Annotated in this window: 17 protein-coding genes; 7 read left to right on the top strand and 10 right to left on the bottom strand. The window is 54.1% G+C overall.

Going from position 1 to position 17,902, the window contains the following annotated elements; all coding sequences use genetic code 11:
• Positions 1–12: 12 nt before the first annotated feature.
• From ACN0UH_RS06280 to ACN0UH_RS06255, 6 genes are all read left to right on the top strand, one after another.
• A complete protein-coding gene (locus ACN0UH_RS06280) occupies positions 13–657 on the top strand; it encodes a tetratricopeptide repeat protein (protein WP_417661257.1) in 645 nt (214 codons plus the stop codon).
• On the top strand, positions 650–1,801 hold the full coding sequence (gene bamB, locus ACN0UH_RS06275; RefSeq protein WP_417661256.1) for an outer membrane protein assembly factor BamB: 1,152 nt from the start codon (positions 650–652) through the stop codon (positions 1,799–1,801). Before ACN0UH_RS06280 ends, bamB begins: the two co-directional genes overlap by 8 nt.
• Positions 1,802–1,919: 118 nt before the next feature.
• Positions 1,920–3,392 (top strand): ribosome biogenesis GTPase Der, encoded by a 1,473-nt coding sequence (der, locus tag ACN0UH_RS06270; RefSeq protein WP_417661255.1) that lies wholly within the window; start codon positions 1,920–1,922, stop codon positions 3,390–3,392.
• 118 nt (positions 3,393–3,510) lie between these two features.
• Positions 3,511–4,659 (top strand): pyridoxal phosphate-dependent aminotransferase, encoded by a 1,149-nt coding sequence (locus tag ACN0UH_RS06265; RefSeq protein ID WP_417661451.1) that lies wholly within the window; start codon positions 3,511–3,513, stop codon positions 4,657–4,659.
• Positions 4,647–5,438, top strand: a complete 792-nt coding sequence (locus tag ACN0UH_RS06260; RefSeq protein ID WP_417661254.1) for an amidohydrolase — start codon at positions 4,647–4,649, stop codon at positions 5,436–5,438. Before ACN0UH_RS06265 ends, ACN0UH_RS06260 begins: the two co-directional genes overlap by 13 nt.
• A 14-nt stretch (positions 5,439–5,452) precedes the next feature.
• The gene (locus ACN0UH_RS06255; protein ID WP_417661253.1) at positions 5,453–5,896 is read left to right on the top strand and encodes a hypothetical protein; all 444 of its coding nucleotides are present in this window, start codon (positions 5,453–5,455) and stop codon (positions 5,894–5,896) included.
• 86 nt (positions 5,897–5,982) lie between these two features.
• On the opposite strand, the gene leuA is transcribed toward ACN0UH_RS06255, so the two are convergent.
• The 9 genes from leuA to xseA all read right to left on the bottom strand — a co-directional run bounded on the left by leuA (position 5,983) and on the right by xseA (position 16,501).
• Positions 5,983–7,650: a 2-isopropylmalate synthase gene (leuA, locus tag ACN0UH_RS06250; protein WP_417661252.1), complete on the bottom strand. Its 1,668-nt coding sequence runs from the start codon at positions 7,648–7,650 to the stop codon at positions 5,983–5,985.
• Positions 7,651–7,981: 331 nt separating this feature from the next.
• A complete protein-coding gene (locus tag ACN0UH_RS06245) occupies positions 7,982–9,238 on the bottom strand; it encodes a mechanosensitive ion channel family protein (protein ID WP_417661251.1) in 1,257 nt (418 codons plus the stop codon).
• A 77-nt stretch (positions 9,239–9,315) separates the two neighbouring features.
• A complete protein-coding gene (locus tag ACN0UH_RS06240; protein WP_417661250.1) occupies positions 9,316–10,158 on the bottom strand; it encodes a peptidoglycan DD-metalloendopeptidase family protein in 843 nt (280 codons plus the stop codon).
• 210 nt (positions 10,159–10,368) lie between these two features.
• A complete protein-coding gene (locus ACN0UH_RS06235) occupies positions 10,369–11,136 on the bottom strand; it encodes a M15 family metallopeptidase (RefSeq protein ID WP_417661249.1) in 768 nt (255 codons plus the stop codon).
• Positions 11,137–11,140: 4 nt separating this feature from the next.
• The gene (locus tag ACN0UH_RS06230) at positions 11,141–12,421 is read right to left on the bottom strand and encodes a TRAP transporter large permease (protein ID WP_417661248.1); all 1,281 of its coding nucleotides are present in this window, start codon (positions 12,419–12,421) and stop codon (positions 11,141–11,143) included.
• A complete protein-coding gene (locus ACN0UH_RS06225) occupies positions 12,418–12,912 on the bottom strand; it encodes a TRAP transporter small permease (protein ID WP_417661247.1) in 495 nt (164 codons plus the stop codon). The genes ACN0UH_RS06230 and ACN0UH_RS06225 overlap by 4 nt, the downstream gene beginning before the upstream one ends.
• 52 nt (positions 12,913–12,964) lie before the next feature.
• Entirely contained in the window at positions 12,965–14,005 is a 1,041-nt protein-coding gene (gene dctP, locus ACN0UH_RS06220; RefSeq protein ID WP_417661246.1) for a TRAP transporter substrate-binding protein DctP, read from the bottom strand.
• Positions 14,006–14,180: 175 nt separating this feature from the next.
• The gene (locus tag ACN0UH_RS06215; RefSeq protein ID WP_417661245.1) at positions 14,181–15,116 is read right to left on the bottom strand and encodes a LysR family transcriptional regulator; all 936 of its coding nucleotides are present in this window, start codon (positions 15,114–15,116) and stop codon (positions 14,181–14,183) included.
• Between the two features lie 5 nt (positions 15,117–15,121).
• Complete coding sequence (gene xseA / locus ACN0UH_RS06210; protein WP_417661244.1) at positions 15,122–16,501, bottom strand: exodeoxyribonuclease VII large subunit; 1,380 nt, start codon at positions 16,499–16,501, stop codon at positions 15,122–15,124.
• A 126-nt stretch (positions 16,502–16,627) separates the two neighbouring features.
• Here xseA and ACN0UH_RS06205 point away from each other — a divergent pair, with 126 nt between their 5' ends.
• Positions 16,628–17,179 (top strand): sugar ABC transporter ATPase, encoded by a 552-nt coding sequence (locus ACN0UH_RS06205; protein WP_417661243.1) that lies wholly within the window; start codon positions 16,628–16,630, stop codon positions 17,177–17,179.
• Between the two features lie 20 nt (positions 17,180–17,199).
• Here the strand turns inward: ACN0UH_RS06205 and ACN0UH_RS06200 are convergent, their stop codons facing one another.
• Positions 17,200–17,808, bottom strand: a complete 609-nt coding sequence (locus ACN0UH_RS06200) for a hypothetical protein (protein WP_417661242.1) — start codon at positions 17,806–17,808, stop codon at positions 17,200–17,202.
• Positions 17,809–17,902 lie beyond the last annotated feature (94 nt).

The following is a 17,902-nucleotide window of genomic DNA, read 5'->3' as shown; positions in this document are numbered from 1 at the left end:
AGGAGTATTGGGGTGGTTTCGCGTAACGACGAAGAAGAATTAGCGGTACTCAAGGACTGGTGGCAGAGCAATGGCAAGCCGCTGATGGCAGGTTGTGCGTTGGCACTGATTGCTGTGCTGGGCTGGCAGGGCTGGCAGAAGTACCAAGCCAATCAGTCTCAAGGCGCTTCAGTGCTTTACCAGCAACTGCTGGAAACTGCACTTGATCCAAGTGGTAAGCCGGATACCGGTAAAGTCGCTGAAATCGCTGGCAAGCTGAGCAGTGAGTACGATGGCACCTATTATGCTCAGTACGGCAGCTTGTTTGTGGCTAAAGTAGCGGTCGAGGCGGGTGAGCTGAATGATGCTGCCGCCCAACTGCAAGCTGTAGTTGATAAGCCAGCTGATGCAACGCTTGAAGAATTGGCGCGTCAGCGTCTGGCGCGTGTGCTGGCTGCGCAAGACAAAACGGAAGAAGCCTTGAAACTGCTTGATGGCGATGCTGATAAAGCATTTTTGGCAAGCCGCGAAGAGCTCAAAGGCGACCTGCTGGTTAAGCTGGGGCGTGCCGATGACGCACACGCTGCCTACCAGAAAGCCAAGTCTGCACTGTCTGAAGATGCAGCGGTTGGTGGCTTGCAAATCAAGCTGGACGACCTAGCCAAAGGGGATGCGTGACGTGATTCGGTGGAAGAATATCGCACTACTGAGCCTGGCCTTGTTGGTCGTGGGCTGCAGTAGCAGTAGCAAGAAGGAACTGCCTCCCGCAGAGTTGCCTGACTTCACTGCAGAAGTTGAACTCGATGAGCAGTGGGATCGTTCAATTGGCGATGGCCAAGGTGAAACGTTCAACATGCTTCAGCCTGCGATTGAGGGCGAAAAGATCATTGCTGCCGATGTTCATGGCGTTGTCATGGCAATGGATCGCATGACTGGCGATGTTCTCTGGGAAAACGATCTGGACCTTCCTGTTTCTGGCGCTGTGGGTGCCGGCTATGGTTTGGTTTTGCTGGGCACGCTCAAGGGCGAAATTATCGCTCTGGATTCCAGCACCGGTGAAGAACAGTGGCGCGCTCGGGTCAACAGTGAAGTGCTTTCAGCGCCTGCAATCAACGGTGACATTGTTCTGGTGCAAACCCAGGATGACCGTTTGATCGCGTTTGATGCACAGAGCGGTAACCAGCGCTGGAGCTTTGATAACACCCCAGCAGTACTGACTCTGCGCGGAACCAGTGCGCCGGTGCTAACCAATAATCTTGCCATTGCTGCATTGTCCAGCGGTAAGGTCATTGCATTGGATGCACAGCGCGGCATACCTGTTTGGGAGCAACGCGTTGCTGTGCCACAGGGTCGCTCAGAGTTGGATCGCGTGGTTGATATTGACGGTGGCCTGCTGCTTTCGGGTGGCAAGCTTTACGTGGTCAGCTATCAAGGTCGTGTTGCCGCTCTGGACCTGGAGTCAGGTCGTGTGCTTTGGCAGCGTGAAGCCTCTAGCTCAGTTGGGGTAGCGCAAGGCTTCGGCACTGTTTACGTCAGCTTGGCCAATGGCACGATTGAAGGTGTTGATGAGCGTTCAGCGTCGGCACTGTGGAGCAATGATGCACTGGCCCGTCGCCAGTTGTCGGCTCCTGAAGTATTTTCCAGCTATATCGCATTTGGCGATTTTGAAGGCTACCTGCATCTGATCAGCCAGATTGACGGTCGTTTTGTCGGTCGTGAGCATGTTGACAGTGATGGCCTTCGCGCACGCCCACTGGTTGACGGCGATTGGCTGTATGCCTTTGGTAACAGTGGAAAGTTGGTCGCTTACACGATCAAATAGCTGGCAACTGACAGGCTTGTCTATGCTGCATTTGTAGCGTCCAGGCCTAGCTTTGAATTCCGGCCGCTGCTCATGCAGCGGCCTTTGTATTTTCTGAAATAACGAAGTGGAGAGCCTAATGGTTCCCGTAATTGCCCTGGTGGGCCGACCGAACGTCGGTAAGTCCACTCTATTCAACCGCTTGACCAGGACCCGCGATGCCATCGTTGGTGACCTGTCGGGTTTAACCCGTGATCGTCAGTATGGCGAGGCCAAGTGGCAGGGACGCACCTACATTGTCGTCGATACCGGTGGTATTTCCGGCGATGAAGAAGGAATTGATGCAAAGATGGCCGAGCAGTCGCTGCAGGCTATCGAAGAAGCTGATGTGGTGTTGTTTCTGGTGGATGCACGGGCGGGGTTGTCTGCCTCAGACCAGATGATTGGTGAGCACCTGCGTAAGCGCAATAAGGACAGCCACCTGATCATCAACAAGGTCGACAATCTTGACCCTGACTTGGCGCGTGCTGAGTTTTCCTCAATGGGTATGGGCGAGTCGCTGGCGATTGCCGGTGCCCACGGTCGTGGCATCTCGCAGATGCTTGAAGCCGTGCTAAGTCGCTTCCCTAAAGATGCTGGCGAGCTGGAGGAGGGCGAAGAGCCTGAAGAGGTTGCCGAAGGCGAGGAAGCCAAGCGTATTCCTGGGCCAAGCGAGAAAGACGGCATCAAGCTGGCTATCATCGGTCGTCCAAACGTCGGTAAATCGACACTGGTCAACCGCATGCTCGGCGAAGACCGGGTTATTGTTTATGACCAGGCTGGCACTACGCGCGACAGTATCTACATCCCGTTTGAGCGGGATGATGAGAAGTACACGCTGATCGATACCGCGGGTGTGCGTCGTCGCGGCAAGATTTTTGAAGCTGTCGAGAAGTTCTCGGTGGTTAAAACTCTGCAGGCAATTCAAGACTCCAACGTTGTCGTGTTCGTCATGGATGCGCGCGAAGGCGTGGTCGATCACGACCTGAACTTGCTCGGTTTTGTCCTGGAAAGTGGTCGTGCGCTGGTTATCGCCCTGAACAAGTGGGACGGCATGGAGCCAAGCGAACGCGATTACGTTAAAACCGAGTTGCAGCGTCGTTTGTTCTTTGTGGACTTCGCTGATATTCACTTTATTTCAGCGCTACATGGCACTGGTGTGGGGCATCTGTACAAGTCGGTTCAGGCTTCGTTCCAGTCAGCGATCACCCGCTGGCCAACCAATCGCCTGACTCAGATCCTTGAAGATGCGGTGCGTGAACACCAGCCTCCACTGGTTAACGGTCGCCGGATCAAGCTGCGTTACGCTCACTTGGGTGGTGCAAACCCGCCGCTGATCGTTATTCACGGTAATCAGGTTGAGTCGGTGCCGCGCGCGTATTCGCGTTACTTGGAGAACACTTATCGCCGCGTGCTGAAGCTGGTCGGTACGCCGATCCGCATTGAATACAAAGGCGGTGAGAACCCGTATGAGGGCAATAAAAACACCCTTACGGATCGTCAGGTGAACAAGAAGCGTCGCTTGATGAGTCACCACAAAAAAGCTGAGAAAAAGCGTAAAGACAAACGCTAGACCGGCTATTTTGCTGATGTCGGAAAAGGCGCCTTACGGGCGCCTTTTTCATGTCTGGCTGATCCGTTATCCTGCGGTTATTAATCGCCTCGTCGGGCGTGTGCAGCAGGAAGGTGTGATGATCATCAGCAAGTTGCCTAATGTTGGCACAACCATCTTTACCCGTATGTCCCAGCTCGCCATGGAAACCGGTGCGCTGAATCTGTCGCAAGGCTTTCCTGACTTTGATGGGCCGCTTGCTCTGCGCGACGCAGTTGGTCGACATATCGCAGCGGGCCACAATCAATACACAGCCATGACCGGGTTGCCGGCGTTGCGTGAGCAAGTCGCCGCCAAGATTGCTCGTTGCTACGGCAGCACAGTCAACGCCGATACCGAGGTCACTATTACCCCAGGCGCCACTCAGGCGATCTTCTGTGCGATTCAGGCGCTGGTGCAGCCGGGTGATGAGGTCATAGTCTTTGACCCCTGTTATGACAGCTATGAACCCTCGGTCGAGCTTGCTGGCGGTCGCTGCGTTCATGTGCCGTTGGCCTTGCCGGATTTCGCTATTGACTGGCAGCGTTTCACTGATGCGCTGAGTGACAAGACCCGTCTGATTATCCTCAACAGTCCACATAACCCGAGTGGCGCGCTGATCAGCCGAGCCGAGCTAGACCAACTCGCAAGCCTGATTCGCGATCGAGATGTTTATCTGGTCAGCGATGAGGTCTACGAACACTTGGTGTTCGATGGTGTCACGCATACCAGTGTATTAGCGCACGAAGAGTTGTATCAGCGCGCGTTCGTGGTCAGCTCTTTTGGCAAGACTTACCACGTCACTGGCTGGAAAACCGGCTATGTGGTTGCGCCACCGGCGTTGACGGCTGAGTTACGCAAGGTCCATCAATATGTCAGCTTTTGCGGTGTGACTCCGTTGCAATGGGCATTGGCAGATTTTATGAGTGAGCAGCCGCAGCATGTCACAGAGCTGCCGGGGTTTTATCAGGCCAAGCGTGACCTGTTCTGCGACTTGCTAAAAGACTCGCGCTTTAGCTTTACCCCAACTCCGGGCACTTATTTTCAACTGGCTGATTACTCGGCTATTCGCGATGATCTTGATGACGTGGCAATGTCTGAATGGCTGACGCGTGAGCATGGCGTGGCGACAATTCCGGTGTCGGTTTTTTATCAGCAAGCACCGAAAGACTTACGCTTGGTCAGGTTCTGCTTCGCCAAGCGTGAAGACACCTTGCGCCAAGCAGCGGAGAAATTATGCGCGATTTAACAGCGTTGCCAGACCTTAATCTTGCGCTGGTCCAGAGTGATCTGGTTTGGCAAGACCCAGCCGCCAATCGTGAGCATTTCGAGCAGTTGCTGGCCTCCGTTGAGGGCGCCGATTTAGTGGTGCTGCCGGAAATGTTCAGCACCGGTTTCTCGATGGATTCATCCAAACTGGCCGAGCCCGAAGGCGGGCCGAGCTGCCAATGGATGATTGAGCAAGCTGCTCGCATGAACGCAGTGGTGACTGGCAGCCTGATTATTCAGGCCTCAGACGGTAGTTATCGCAATCGCCTGATCTGGGCGCGCCCGGATGGATCTGTTGCGCATTACGACAAACGTCATCTATTTCGCATGGCCGGGGAGCACAAGCATTTTGCCGCTGGCGAACAGCAAGCCTTGTTTAGCCTCAAAGGTTGGAATATACGGCCGCTGATTTGTTACGACCTGCGGTTTCCTGTTTGGAGCCGTGACGCAACAGATACTGATTTACTGCTCTACACCGCCAACTGGCCAGCGGCGCGGCGCAATCACTGGAATCGTCTGTTGCCCGCACGGGCGATCGAGAACTTGTGCTTTGTGGCTGCGGTTAATCGCACAGGCACGGATGGCAAGGGACATGCCTACAGTGGTGATTCTAAAGTCATTGATTTTCAAGGAGAGGTGCTACTCGAGAGTGCCGATGTAACAGGTGTTCATTGTGTAACTCTAAAAGGTGTTGATTTAGCAGAGTATCGCCAGCGTTTCCCCGCTGACCGCGACGCCGATACATTTACCCTTGGTTGAAGCAAAGGTTTTACATGATGGTTTCCACGTCACCCGGCACGCTAGACCAACTGCCTCGCTGCGCCGGTGTTGACGACGCCAAGCTGTACTCTGTTACTGCGATTGTCTTGGCCACACTCCTTGGCTCGCCTCTGGCTGGCGCGTTTGTGATGCAGCATAACTTCAACGTGCTGGGGCGCAGTAATCAGTCATTCAGGCTCTGGGCCATTGCTATCAGCCTGTTTGTTGCGGCTTTCGGCATTTCCGGTTTGCTACCAGAAGCTTTCGGTGTGCAGTTGTTAATTGCACTGGAAACGCTGGCAATGCTTGTCTACGCGAAGCTCAGCTTTGCAGACTCAGTCGAACTGCAACCGAAGGCGTTTTATTCAAACTTGAGAGTTGTAGGTATTTGTTTGTTGCTGTTGTTGGTCATGCTTGTAGCAATTATTGAGGTGACGTTGTTTCTGAACTTGTTTTAGGGGCAGCAGTAACAGGTCTAGAGCCAAATGCAAACAACCCCGCCAATTGGCGGGGTTGTTGATTGCAACACTTCTCAGTAAGCGCGCTACGCCGCTTCTTGAGCCTGAACTACGGCGCGATTCAGCGCGCTGAACAGGGCGCGGAAGCTGGCAGTCGTCAGGTTCTCGTCGATACCTGCGCCATGCAGCGCACGGCCACCATCCATTCGCAGCTCAATATAGGCGGCAGCTTTGGCGTTGGTTCCAGCACCAATCGCATGCTCCGAGTAATCCATGATTTCTACATCGAAGGGCAGGCCCGCGACCAAGGCTTCCAGTGGTCCCTTGCCGATGCCACTCCAGTGCTTGCTTTCGCCGCCGCTGATGACTTCAACGTCCACCGCGCTGGTGCCGTTTTCTTCCTGCAAGCGGTGACCTTTAAGTGCATAAGGGCTGGAGGCTTGCAGAAACTCGGTTTTGAACAAGCTGTAGATCTGCTCGGCAGTCATCTCCAGACCCAAGCGATCCGTTTCTTTCTGGACAACTTGGCTGAACTCGATTTGCATGCGTCGTGGTAAGCACACGCCGTATTCCTGTTCGAGCAGGAAGGTGATGCCGCCTTTGCCGGATTGGCTGTTGACGCGAATCACCGCTTCATAGCTGCGACCAATATCAGCAGGGTCAATCGGCAAGTACGGTACTTCCCAGATAGCGTCTGATTTCTGTTGGGTCAGACCTTTACGGATTGCATCTTGGTGCGAGCCCGAGAACGCAGTGTGTACCAGGTCGCCAACGTACGGGTGGCGCGGATGAACCGGTAACTGGTTACATTCTTCGACCACTTTGCGCACGGCATCAATGTCGGAGAAGTCCAAGCCCGGATTAATGCCCTGGGTGTAGAGGTTCAGTGCGAGGTTGACCAAGTCAACGTTGCCAGTGCGCTCGCCGTTACCAAACAAGCACCCCTCAACCCGGTCAGCACCGGCCATCAAGCCCAATTCACTGGCTGCAACGCCCGTGCCTCGGTCATTGTGGGTGTGCAGGCTGATCAAGACGCTGTCGCGGCGGCTAATGTTGCGGCCAAACCATTCAATCTGGTCGGCGTAGACGTTTGGCGTCGCCACTTCAACAGTGGTCGGCAGGTTGAGGATGACTTTGTTGTCTGGCGTTGGTTGCCAAACATCGAGCACCGCATCGCAGACTTCGACGGCGAAATCCAACTCGGTAGAGGAGAAGATTTCAGGCGAGTACTGGAACGTCCACTGCGTGTCTGGCTGCTCATCGGCCAAACGCTTGATGACTTTGGCGGCGTTGGTTGCGATGTCGACTACGCCAGCCTTGTCGAGGTTAAACACGATACGGCGAAACGATGGTGCCGTCGCGTTGTAAACGTGGACGATGGCCTTCTTGGCGCCCTTGAGTGATTCAAAGGTGCGGGTGATCAAGTCTTCACGGGCCTGGGTCAACACTTGAATAGTGGTGTCGTCAGGGATGTGACCGTCGGTGATCAAGGTGCGCACGAAGTCGAAATCAGTCTGTGAGGCAGAAGGAAAGCCCACTTCAATCTGTTTGATACCGACCTGCACCAAGGTCTTGAAGAAGCGCATCTTCTTCTCGGCATCCATCGGTTCAATCAACGACTGGTTACCGTCACGCAGGTCAGAGCTGCACCAGATCGGCACTTCGGTAATGGTTTTTGATGGCCAAGTGCGGTCAGGCAAATTAATCGGCGTAAAAGCACGGTATTTACGTGATGGGTCTTTAAGCATGCTCATGATAAATCCTTGGAGGCGGCGACCTGATATTGAACAGGTGTAATCAATGGGGAGCGCGGGCGAGGCGAAGCAGTTTTAGCTACGCAGTCGCTGGCTAACCAAGCAGAGATTGGCGTGTTGCCGCTGAAGAAACAGGGTGTGAGAAGTATTCATGGGTCTACACTACTGCGCTAGGTTAAAGCTGGCAAGCATGCTTGGAAAATTGGTGATTTTGGTTGTTGTCGTGAGTATGGCGCGAATTAATTGCGCATTAATGTGGAATATTATTTAAATATTGCGCGGTGTTGCCCTTGGTCAGGCGTTGCACTTAACCAAGGGCCCAGACCCTTATTCAATCAGCTTGGCTGAACGGGAATTGTTGGCGCAATTCGCGCATATCCATGCCACTTGGATGTTGGTAAACCCGCAGGCCAAACTCCGGCATGATTGCCAGCATGTGATCGAAAATATCCGATTGGATCCCTTCGTAGCGGCCCCAGGATGTGGTCGTGGTGAAGCAGTAAATTTCTATCGGCAAGCCTTCGGCGGTCGGCGCAAGTTGGCGCACCAGTTGGGTCATCTGTTGATGAATATCCGGGTGATGCTTAAGGTAGTTTTCAATGTAGGCGCGCAATGTGCCGATATTGGTCAAGCGCCTTGTGTTCGCTTGAACTTCTGCATCGCCAGCGAGATCCTTGTTCCATTGACTGACCTCGGCATTTTTGTCGCTCAGGTATTGTTTAAGCAGCTTCATCTGTTGCAGGTGCGCCAGCTCATCGGCACTGAGAAAGTGAATGCTCGATTGATCGAGGTAGAGGCTGCGCTTGATTCGCCGCCCACCGCATTCCTGCATACCGCGCCAGTTCTTGAAGGGGTCGGTGATAAAACGCCGGGTTGGAATGCTGGTAATGGTTTTATCCCAGTTCTGCACCTTGACCATATGCAAAGCGATATCGATAACATCGCCATCGGCATTGAGTTGCGGCATTTCGATCCAGTCGCCAACCCGGACGATGTCATTGGAAGATATCTGGATGCTGGCAACCAGTGACAAGATCGTGTCCTGGAAAATCAACATCAAGACGGCCGCCATGGCGCCCAAGCCAGACAACAGAATCACCGGCGAGCGGTCGATCAGCGCTGCGATTATCAGGATCAGAGCGACCAATGAAATGATGATCTGTACGACCTGGATGTAACCCTTGATTGGCCGCAGATGCGCGTCGGGCCGGCGCTGGTACACGTTGTTGACGATGTCGAGCACGGCATTGATCGCCAGCGCTACGGTTAACACAATGAACGCACTGCAGACGTTGGTGACAATTGTTACCAGCGATTCCGGCAGGCCTTCGATGATGCGTACACCGTTGGACAGAATGAGTGCCGGGACGATGTTGGAAAGGCGTTTGATTACGCCACTTTCCTTGATACTTGCTTCACGCCACAAGCGGGTATTGCGTGCAACCAGATGCAGCCCGCGAACGAGAACGCGCTTGACCAGCCAATTGCACAGCGCTGCGACAAAAACCAGCGCAAGTAGCGCAATCGGTGTGTACAGGTCAGGGTGCTGTTGCAGCCACTCCAGACCATTCGCTAGCTCTTGTTGCATAAAAACTCCTGCTTACCTCATTAAACGCCGGGCACCATAACAAAGCTCTGTGATCTGTACAGAGGCTTGTTTGCGACTCAAGGCTTGAATGCACCGATGAAAATCGCCGGATCAACCCGGTTGGCGTTGAGGCTGACATTCCAATGCAGATGCGGCCCCGTGGCGCGGCCCGTTGCACCGACTTTGCCAATAACCCCGCCTCGCGGCACTTCATCACCGACCTTCACACCGATCTGTGACAGGTGACAGAACATACTGATCAAGCCTTGGCCATGATCAATAAACACCGTGTTGCCGTTGAAGAACAGGTTGCCGGTGAGCAGCACCTTGCCGGCAGCCGGCGCCTTGATCGGCGTGCCACTGCGGGCTGCGAAATCAAGCCCGGAGTGCGGGTTTCGCTCCTCGCCATTAAAGAAACGGCGCAGCCCAAACGGGCTTGAAAGGGCGCCGCTGACAGGGCGATCAAACAATAAGTTACTTGGCTGGCGAGGACTGAACTGATCATACGCTGCGTTCTGCTCGGCAAGTTCGCGGTTAATGCGTTTGAGGTTGGCAGCGTTGGGATTGACCTGTTGAGTGTTCTTGATGGTGATGCGCTGTTCTTTATAGTGCTTGGGCTTGACCTCGAAACTGAGGGTTTTATCACCTTGATCGCCGCTGACCTGAAGTGTGTCAGTGCCCGCTTTGGCGGTTAATGCGATGCCGACAATCGCGATCCAGCGTTGCTGATCCTCTTTCACGACCAACACCGGTTTACCGTGATAAACCGCGCGTGGCGCCTTGTCCTCGTTGCCCAAATCGACCACAGCAACGCCACCTGGCACGGGTTGGTTGAGCAGGCGGGTAATAAAACCTTCGGCATTTACCGGCAAGGTGATCAGCAATAAGCACACAGAAAAAACAAAACGCAGGCGTGACATAAAAAAACCTAAATGAGGAACCCAAGCCGCAATGCTGGCATTAAAGCCTGTGTGCTGTGAAGTGCAGAGTATTAGCCGGTGTGTAGAACGAGCCGCCAAGCTGGTCGTGGTGGAAGAGCTTGATTGATTTTGCACACTGACGAGTGGTATCGATCTCGATGCAACACCGCAGTGAATATTCGCTGCGGTGTTGAACTGGGCCTTTAGTGCTTATTCGTGTGGGGTGGCCTGCATTTGCTTTTCAAGCTGTTGGCGCCACAGATTATCCAGTGACTGAACTTGTGCCGGCCCGTAAATCGCTGAATCCAGCCCGTTGTGCCAGGCCCATAACTGGTCGCCGTAATCGTAGTGCCACCATTCACTGGGCAAATTAGTGAAGCCAGCCGCATGCATCGCGTTATAGAGCATCCGGCGATTGTCGCGAATCCGGGTTTGTTGCGCGTCGGGCTGTTGTATGTGCTCGAAGTAATCACTTGCCGACAGCGGACTGGCTTCATCGAAGCCGGTGCCCATGTCGAGCCAGCGACCCTCTTCGTCGCACAGAGCTACATCCACTGCGCCTCCGGTTAAATGCGGGCTGGGCGCGGTTCTGCTGGTGCTTGGCGGCGACACAAACTGGCGTGTCAGATGTTCAAGTTGCGCAGTATCCGCTTGCGGGTGGTACTCGGTCAGGGCATCCCACAAGCTGTCGTAAAGATATTGCTGCACGCCGAATGGTCGCCATGCATCAAGGACCACCAAGCGAATGCCGCTGGGGAGCAACTTGGTTACCTGCAACAAACGCTCGAATACTTCGCTGCGTACATAGCATTCAGCAATAGCATTGGGCACGCCAAGTTTGTGATACGCCGGATGAACGCTCAGCGTTCGGTTCAGGCTGAGCGCTTGCAGCGGTTGATTGCACTCGGCAATGGGCAGCGCAGCAACTGCTTGCCAGTCGGGTTCAGGATTGTGCGCAATAGGTTTATTGGTATTCATGTTGTTAGCTCAGCAGGCGCGGTAGCCACAGCGTCAGAGAAGGAAACAGGATCAACAGATAGAGCACGCTCAAGGCCACGGCAATGAAGGGCCAGATCCCTTTGAACATTTCGGTAATACTCAACTTGCTGATGGTCGCGACAATAAACAGGCAAGAGCCCATCGGTGGCGTAATCATCGCAATGGTGATGTTGAGGGTGAATATCAGGCCCAAATGCACAGGATCGACCCCAGCGGACAATGCCACGGGAGCAATGATCGGCGTGAGCAACATCAGCACCGAGACTTCTTCCATCACCATCCCGCAAATGAAGATGATTGAACTGATCACCAGCAACATCAACGTGGGCGAATGATTGAATGGCTGAAGCAGCATCGCGAATTCATTGGCAACTTGTGCATAGTTGAGCAGCCAGTTAACCACTGAGGCTGCGGCAATGATCACGTAGATACTGGCCGTCAGTTGTACTGTTTCCTGAATTGAAGTCCAGAATCCCTTCAGAGAAAGCTCGCGCTGGATAATCCCGATGAGTGCCACATAGAGCACGATGATTGCACCCGACTCGGTCGGAGTGACCACGCCCAAGACGATACCGGCAACGATCAGAACTGGCGCAACAAGAGCCGTTGATGCGCCCGCCACTGCGGCAAACACTTCTGTCCACGAGGGGGCTTTGTGCTGTGCTTTGAGGCCTGCTTTGCGGGCGTAGATCGCATTGATGATCATAAATCCAACGGCTAGGACCAAGCCCGGAATGACCCCCGCCAGAAACAACTCACCAACCGAGGTGTTGGTCAGTGAGGAGTAGAGGATCATGAAGATACTCGGCGGAATAATAGGCCCGATCAGCGAGCTGCCAGCAGTAAGCCCCGCCGCAAACTTGCGCGAATAGCCTTCTTTTTCCATCGCCGGAACCAGCAAAGTGCTGAGCGCAGATGCATCAGCTGCAGCAGAGCCATTAACCCCGGCAAAAAACACACCGGCGACTACGTTGACGTGTCCGAGGCCGCCGCGGAAATGCCCGACCAGCGCATTGGCCAAGCGCATCAGGCGCGGAGTCATGCCTGAGCTATTCATCAAGTTACCCGCCAGGATGAACAATGGAATGGCCATCAGCGAGAAAATATCCATGCCGCCAAAGAAACGCTGCGGCAAGGTATTGAAAAACAGATTAGGGTCGACAAATAGAAAGCCAACCAATGCGGTCAGCAGCAAACACAGGAACAGCGGTAGGCCCAACACCAGGTTAACGGCAAAGGCTGCGATCATGGCAAAGCCCATCATGGTGCTATTCCTTGTTCGATTTGTTGCTCCGCTTGCTTATTGCTCCACGGGCCTTGAATCAGGATCATCAAGGTCAGCAGACCGAAGCCGATGGGTAAGCTCATCAGTGGCCACATGCGGCTAACGCCAAGCCCCATGCTGCGAAAACGACTCGCATTGAGGGCGTAGTGAATGCTTGTCCAGGTCGCAAAAGCGAAAAAGCACAGGGCAATCAACCATTGGTAAAGCTTCAGCACCCTCGCAAGTTTGCGCGGCAGATGTTGCTCAAGCAGATTGATGCGCATATGTCCGCCGCGAACCCACAGCGTGCCCATCACGAGCATGACGCTGCCAATAATCAGATAGCGCGCCAGTTCGTCCATCCAGATGGGGGAACTGCCGATCAGGTAGCGTGCAAACACGCCGTAGCTGAGCAACAACAGGTCGAGCAACAGCAGCAAGGTGCCCAGATTCAGCAGGACGCTGCTGCTGCGCTGTAGTAGCGAATGCATAGAGGTTCCTTAGGAACCAGCGCCCGGATAGGCTGGGCGCTGGCGACCTGTTTTACTGAGCGTGATTGAGGCCGGTATCCTTGAGCGCCATATCGATCCACTTGGCATCGATGTTTTGCTCTTTCAGCCAAGCGAGATAAGCCGGCTGGCCTTTGCTTTGGAAGGCGGCGAGGTCTTTATCATCAGGCTGGATAATTTCCATGCCTTGAGCTTTAAGAAATGCCAGGTCAGTGTCTTCCTGCTTGGCAATCGCTTCACGGTTAAGACGAGTGGCCTCTTCACTGGCTGCGACCAGCGCCGCGCGGTCTTTTTCTGACAACGAATCGAGCATGTCGCCGTTGGCTACCAGGAATTGGTCGGAGTACTGAATATTGGCCAGTGTCAGGTATTTCTGCACCTGATACAGGCTGCCCATGATGATGTACGACGCCGGGTTCATCTGACCATCCGCTACGCCAGTGCGCAGGCCCATGTACAGTTCGGTCCATGGAATTGGTGTGCCGGATGCGCCGAATGATTCATACAGCGCAACTTGGCTCGGGTCCATTGCGCGAAAGCGCAAACCAGCAAAGTCGTCAGGTGATTTGATTGGTTTTTTATTGTTGGTGAAGTTGATGAATCCGCCTTCCTCAACAACCGCTAGCAGTTGTGTGCCTGTGCGTTCTTTGAACTCAGCTTTGGAGGCTTTCCAGTATTCGCCTTGATCAAAGAATTTATGCGCGGCGCTGGCATCCTTGAACATGAACGGGATGGCGCTGACATAGATTTCAGGAAACAGCGGTGCAATACCGGCAAACGATGCGATGTTCAAACCGGGTGAGCTGATGACCTGTTCCATGCGCTGTTCTTCTTCGCCAAGCATGCTGTTTGGGTACAGCTTGATGGTGAGATCGCCTGCACTTTTTTCTTCAGCAAGACGTTTAAGGTTGGTGGCGAACAGGTGGACAGGGTTTTTCTCGCTGTCAGCGGCGCCGTTGTAACTCAGGTTGATCTCTGTTGCAGCCTGGGCAACGGCTCCAGCCAGTGAAATTGCCGTGAATAGCAGCCCAGCGGTGAAACGACGAGCGACGTTATTACGCAGAATCGAATGCATATTATTTTCCTTGTGGCAGAGCGAGTTCGAGATAAAGACGAGATTATTATTTTGTAGAGCAAGTGCTTAGCTTCCCTAAAAATAATTTAGCTGTTGTCGTGTTGACTATTCAAGTCTCTTAGTGATGCATTAAATGCAACACTGTCCGCGCGCCTGAAGCCTTTCGGAGAAGGCGCTATCTTTTATCGAGAATACTTGGGGCGTGGTCGTTGAAAAAACGCATGCCGTCGCGTAAATGCTCAAGGCATGCTTGGCTGGCGACGGTTAGCTCACGGCCCTTGTGGCTGACAATTCGTGCGCGGGCGTCCCGCAACGCACGATTAGCCAGGGTGCAGCGGCGAATGCTGCCAGACTGTAATTCAGTGCTTACGGTCAGTTCTGGCATAAACGCCACGCCAATGCCTGATTTGACGAAGTTGACCAGCACCGCAACTGAGTTGGTGCGCAACTTGGGCCGCAGTTGTAGATGCTCAAGTTGAGCAACGATCACAGCCAATTGCCCCATGCCCGTGCTGTTATGAATCAAGGCAAGAGATTCGTTGCGCAATGCTGCCATGCTGATGGGCGATGTTGACTGCGCCAGTGGGTGATCGGGCGGGGTTATCAGGTCAAGAGGTTGCAGCGTATCGACATGCACATGCAGTGAATCATCTTCTGCAGGCGCATAAACCAGTGCAAAATCGACGGCATCCTCTTTGACCAAGCCAATCGCTTCATTCGCACCGGCCATGCTCACCTCTAAGTCGATGCCTGGGTGGCTAAGGATAAAGCTCTGCAGAGGCTGGGATATCAAGTCCGCAATAAAACCTTCACCCACCGCGATGCGTACGTGGCCTTGGCGCAGCCCGCGTAAGTCAGACAGTCGAGAGAGAACGCCTCGGTCGTTGGCCTGTTGCTGGCGGTAATGAGCAACCAGCATTTCTCCAGCTTCGGTTGGACTGACTCCTTGCGCTGTTCGTTCGAGCAAACGCGTATCCAGTTCCAGCTCCAACGCGGATATCTGCCGGCTTATTGCTGAGGGATCAATATTCAGATGTTGGGCGGCGCGGCGCAACGAGCGGTGGTGAATGACCTCATTCAAATAAGCCAGCGCGCGTTGGTTAATCCGCATTGTCGTCAATCCAGCAGCGACAAAGTGGTTGGGGTGATGTGATTGTCTTCTACGCGGATAGCCAGTTCACCTTCGCCCAGCCTGGCTTTCAGGCGTTGGCCCGGCTGGGTGTCTACGGCTTTGCGAATCACCCGATTATTCTCATCGAGCAAAATACTGTAGCCACGGCCAAGCGTTTCAAGGGGGCTGACGGCGTTGAGGGTTTTCATCTGGCTCTGCAACTGCACGCGACGTTGTCTGAGCGCATCGTTGATGGCTCTGGGCAGGCGCTCAGCAAAGCTGTCGAGGCGTTGCCGCAGAAGTTGCAGGCTGCGCCCCGGATGTTGGGAAATCAGCCGTTTGTCCAAATACGCCAGTCGATCTTTGCGACTGTTGAGCTGTTGCTGAAATGCACGTTGCATGCGCATTTCCAGATCATCCAGTTGTTGCGCCTGTTGGCGCAGGCGCTCGCCGGGATGGCGCAAGCGTCGGCTGACATTCTCAAGACGCAGTCGTTCGCGCTCCAGACGGCTTTGCAGGCGCAGCACCAAGCGGCGATGCAGGTTGCTCAGCCGTTGCACCAGCTCCGAGCTGTCGGGGGCGAGTAACTCGGCGGCAGCAGAGGGCGTAGGCGCCCGAACGTCGGCGACAAAGTCACTGATCGAGACGTCTGTTTCGTGACCGACTGCGCTGACCAGCGGGGTGCTGCAGGCATCAATCGCCCGCGCTACAACCTCTGCGTTAAAACACCAGAGGTCTTCCAGCGAGCCGCCACCACGCGCCAGAATCAGGGCGTCGAACTGCTGCTTATCGGCAAGCTGCAAGGCGCGAACGATTTGCCCGGTAGCTTCGCGGCCCTGCACTGCGGTCGGGATCAGTACCAGTTCAACCTGCGGTGCGCGGCGCTTGAACACGCTGATAATGTCGCGAATCACCGCGCCAGTCGGTGAGCTGATGATGCCAATGCGCTTGGGGTGGCTGGGCAGGGCGACTTTTCGCTCGGCTGCAAATAAACCCTCGCTACTGAGTTTTTCTTTGAGGGCTTCGAATGCCGCGCGTAAAGCACCATCACCGGCTGGCTCTACGGTATCGAGAATTAGCTGATAGTCGCCACGCCCTTCAAACAGCGAAACCTTGCCACGCACTTTTACCGCTAAACCATCGCGCAATTCTTGGCGAACCCGGGCCGCGCTCTGACGAAACAGCGCGCAACGCACCTGAGCCTGACGATCTTTAAGAGTAAAGTAGATGTGGCCCGAGGCTGGCTTGGCCAGGTTGGAGATTTCACCTTCAACCCAAATGCCGCCGAACACGTCCTCAAGCAGCAGACGTGCACGGTTATTGAGTTGGCTGACGCTCAGCACCTCGCGGTCGAGGCCCAAACGCTGGAACGGATCTTTAATCATGAGCGCATGATAAAGACTTTAAGGGTTGCGCCATAGACCGCCACCGGCAGATTGTCTTGACCCTGATACTGGCGCGATTAAGCTGCGCGACTTTTACTTACCGAAAACCTGAGCAGGGCGCGTTAAATGAACGACCAACAAGCCATCATTGTTCCGCAAATATCCAGCTTTCCGGGCCATGAGGGACGGGCGCGTTTGATTGTGCGTTGGTTGGTGCAGCAAAAGATTATTGAAGAGCAAATGACCACCTGCGGACGCACGTTCAAAAAGATGGCGTACGGCATTGCACCCGGTGCACGGCGCGTTGTGGAACACCCGGAACTGTTGCCGTTTGAGCAGCCGGTTAATGGTTTGGAGATTGTCACCCGGCGCTGCATCTTTACTCCGCAGAAAAATTTTAAAGAAGAAGCCGGTTGCCCCGAGTGCAGGCAGGAGATCGGTGAGGCATTGTTCGACAGTCTTGAAAACTGGATGCCGGGGCACACTGATAACTTCATATGCCCCGAATGCCGCCATGAAGACGATATCAATGGCTTCCTCTACCTTCAGCCGTGCGGGTTTTCAAATTTGGGTTTCATCTTCAATAACTGGGCGGATGCAGTGTTCAAGCAGACGTTTGTTGATGAATTCGCTGAGCGTTTAGGTTATGCGGTGCGAGTGGTGCAGGTCGACCTTTGATAACCAAGTGCAACAGTTGATCAGACTGGTTCTTGCGGGGGCTTTGGCAACCACGGTTCAGCTAGGGTCAAGCTGCCATGGCCGCTGCGTTTGAGGCATTTCAGCACATCAAACCAAGCCAGTTCGGTCAGGTGAACATGTTCAGACGGAACGATTTGTACTCCACCGGCCGTTAGGCCCGAAGAACCACCATCAGGAATGAATACTGAGGTCCAATCGCTGCTGCTTTCGACAATCAAGCAGAACTGCACGATATCGCCATCAACATACAGGCCGACTTTGGCGTTGACCTCTTCTTCAACACCGGCCATGCGCGCCATGGTGTCTTTAATCAGGCGATAGCCTGGCACATTGTCGAGCAGTTTTTCTTCAAGTGAGTCGCGAATACGTTTTGCGAGTTTGGTTTTGGCCAACAGCCCGGCGAGAAAACACAGCAGCAGCAAGGCTAAAAGTGCGACTAAGGTTAGTGCAGTGACACCTGCGACGCTATGGTGATCGAATACGGGCATCATCTTACTGATCGGGCCGCGCAAAATATTCACCGCTTTTTCGATCAGCACGCCGATCAGGATCAGCGGCAAAATAAACAAAACCCCACCAAGTGCAGTCGTTTTAAGAAACTTGAACATCGAACTCTCCAAAGCGCAGTTTATGCATTGCGAATAAATATTTAATTTCTTCCATGGCGCACTCAAGCGTATTCAGAGCGTCTTGAGTGCGGTT

It is taken from the genome of Pseudomonas sp., assembly GCF_048265905.1.
In the GTDB taxonomy this organism is placed as follows: domain Bacteria; phylum Pseudomonadota; class Gammaproteobacteria; order Pseudomonadales; family Pseudomonadaceae; genus Aquipseudomonas.
This window is presented reverse-complemented; position numbering and strand designations above follow the sequence as displayed.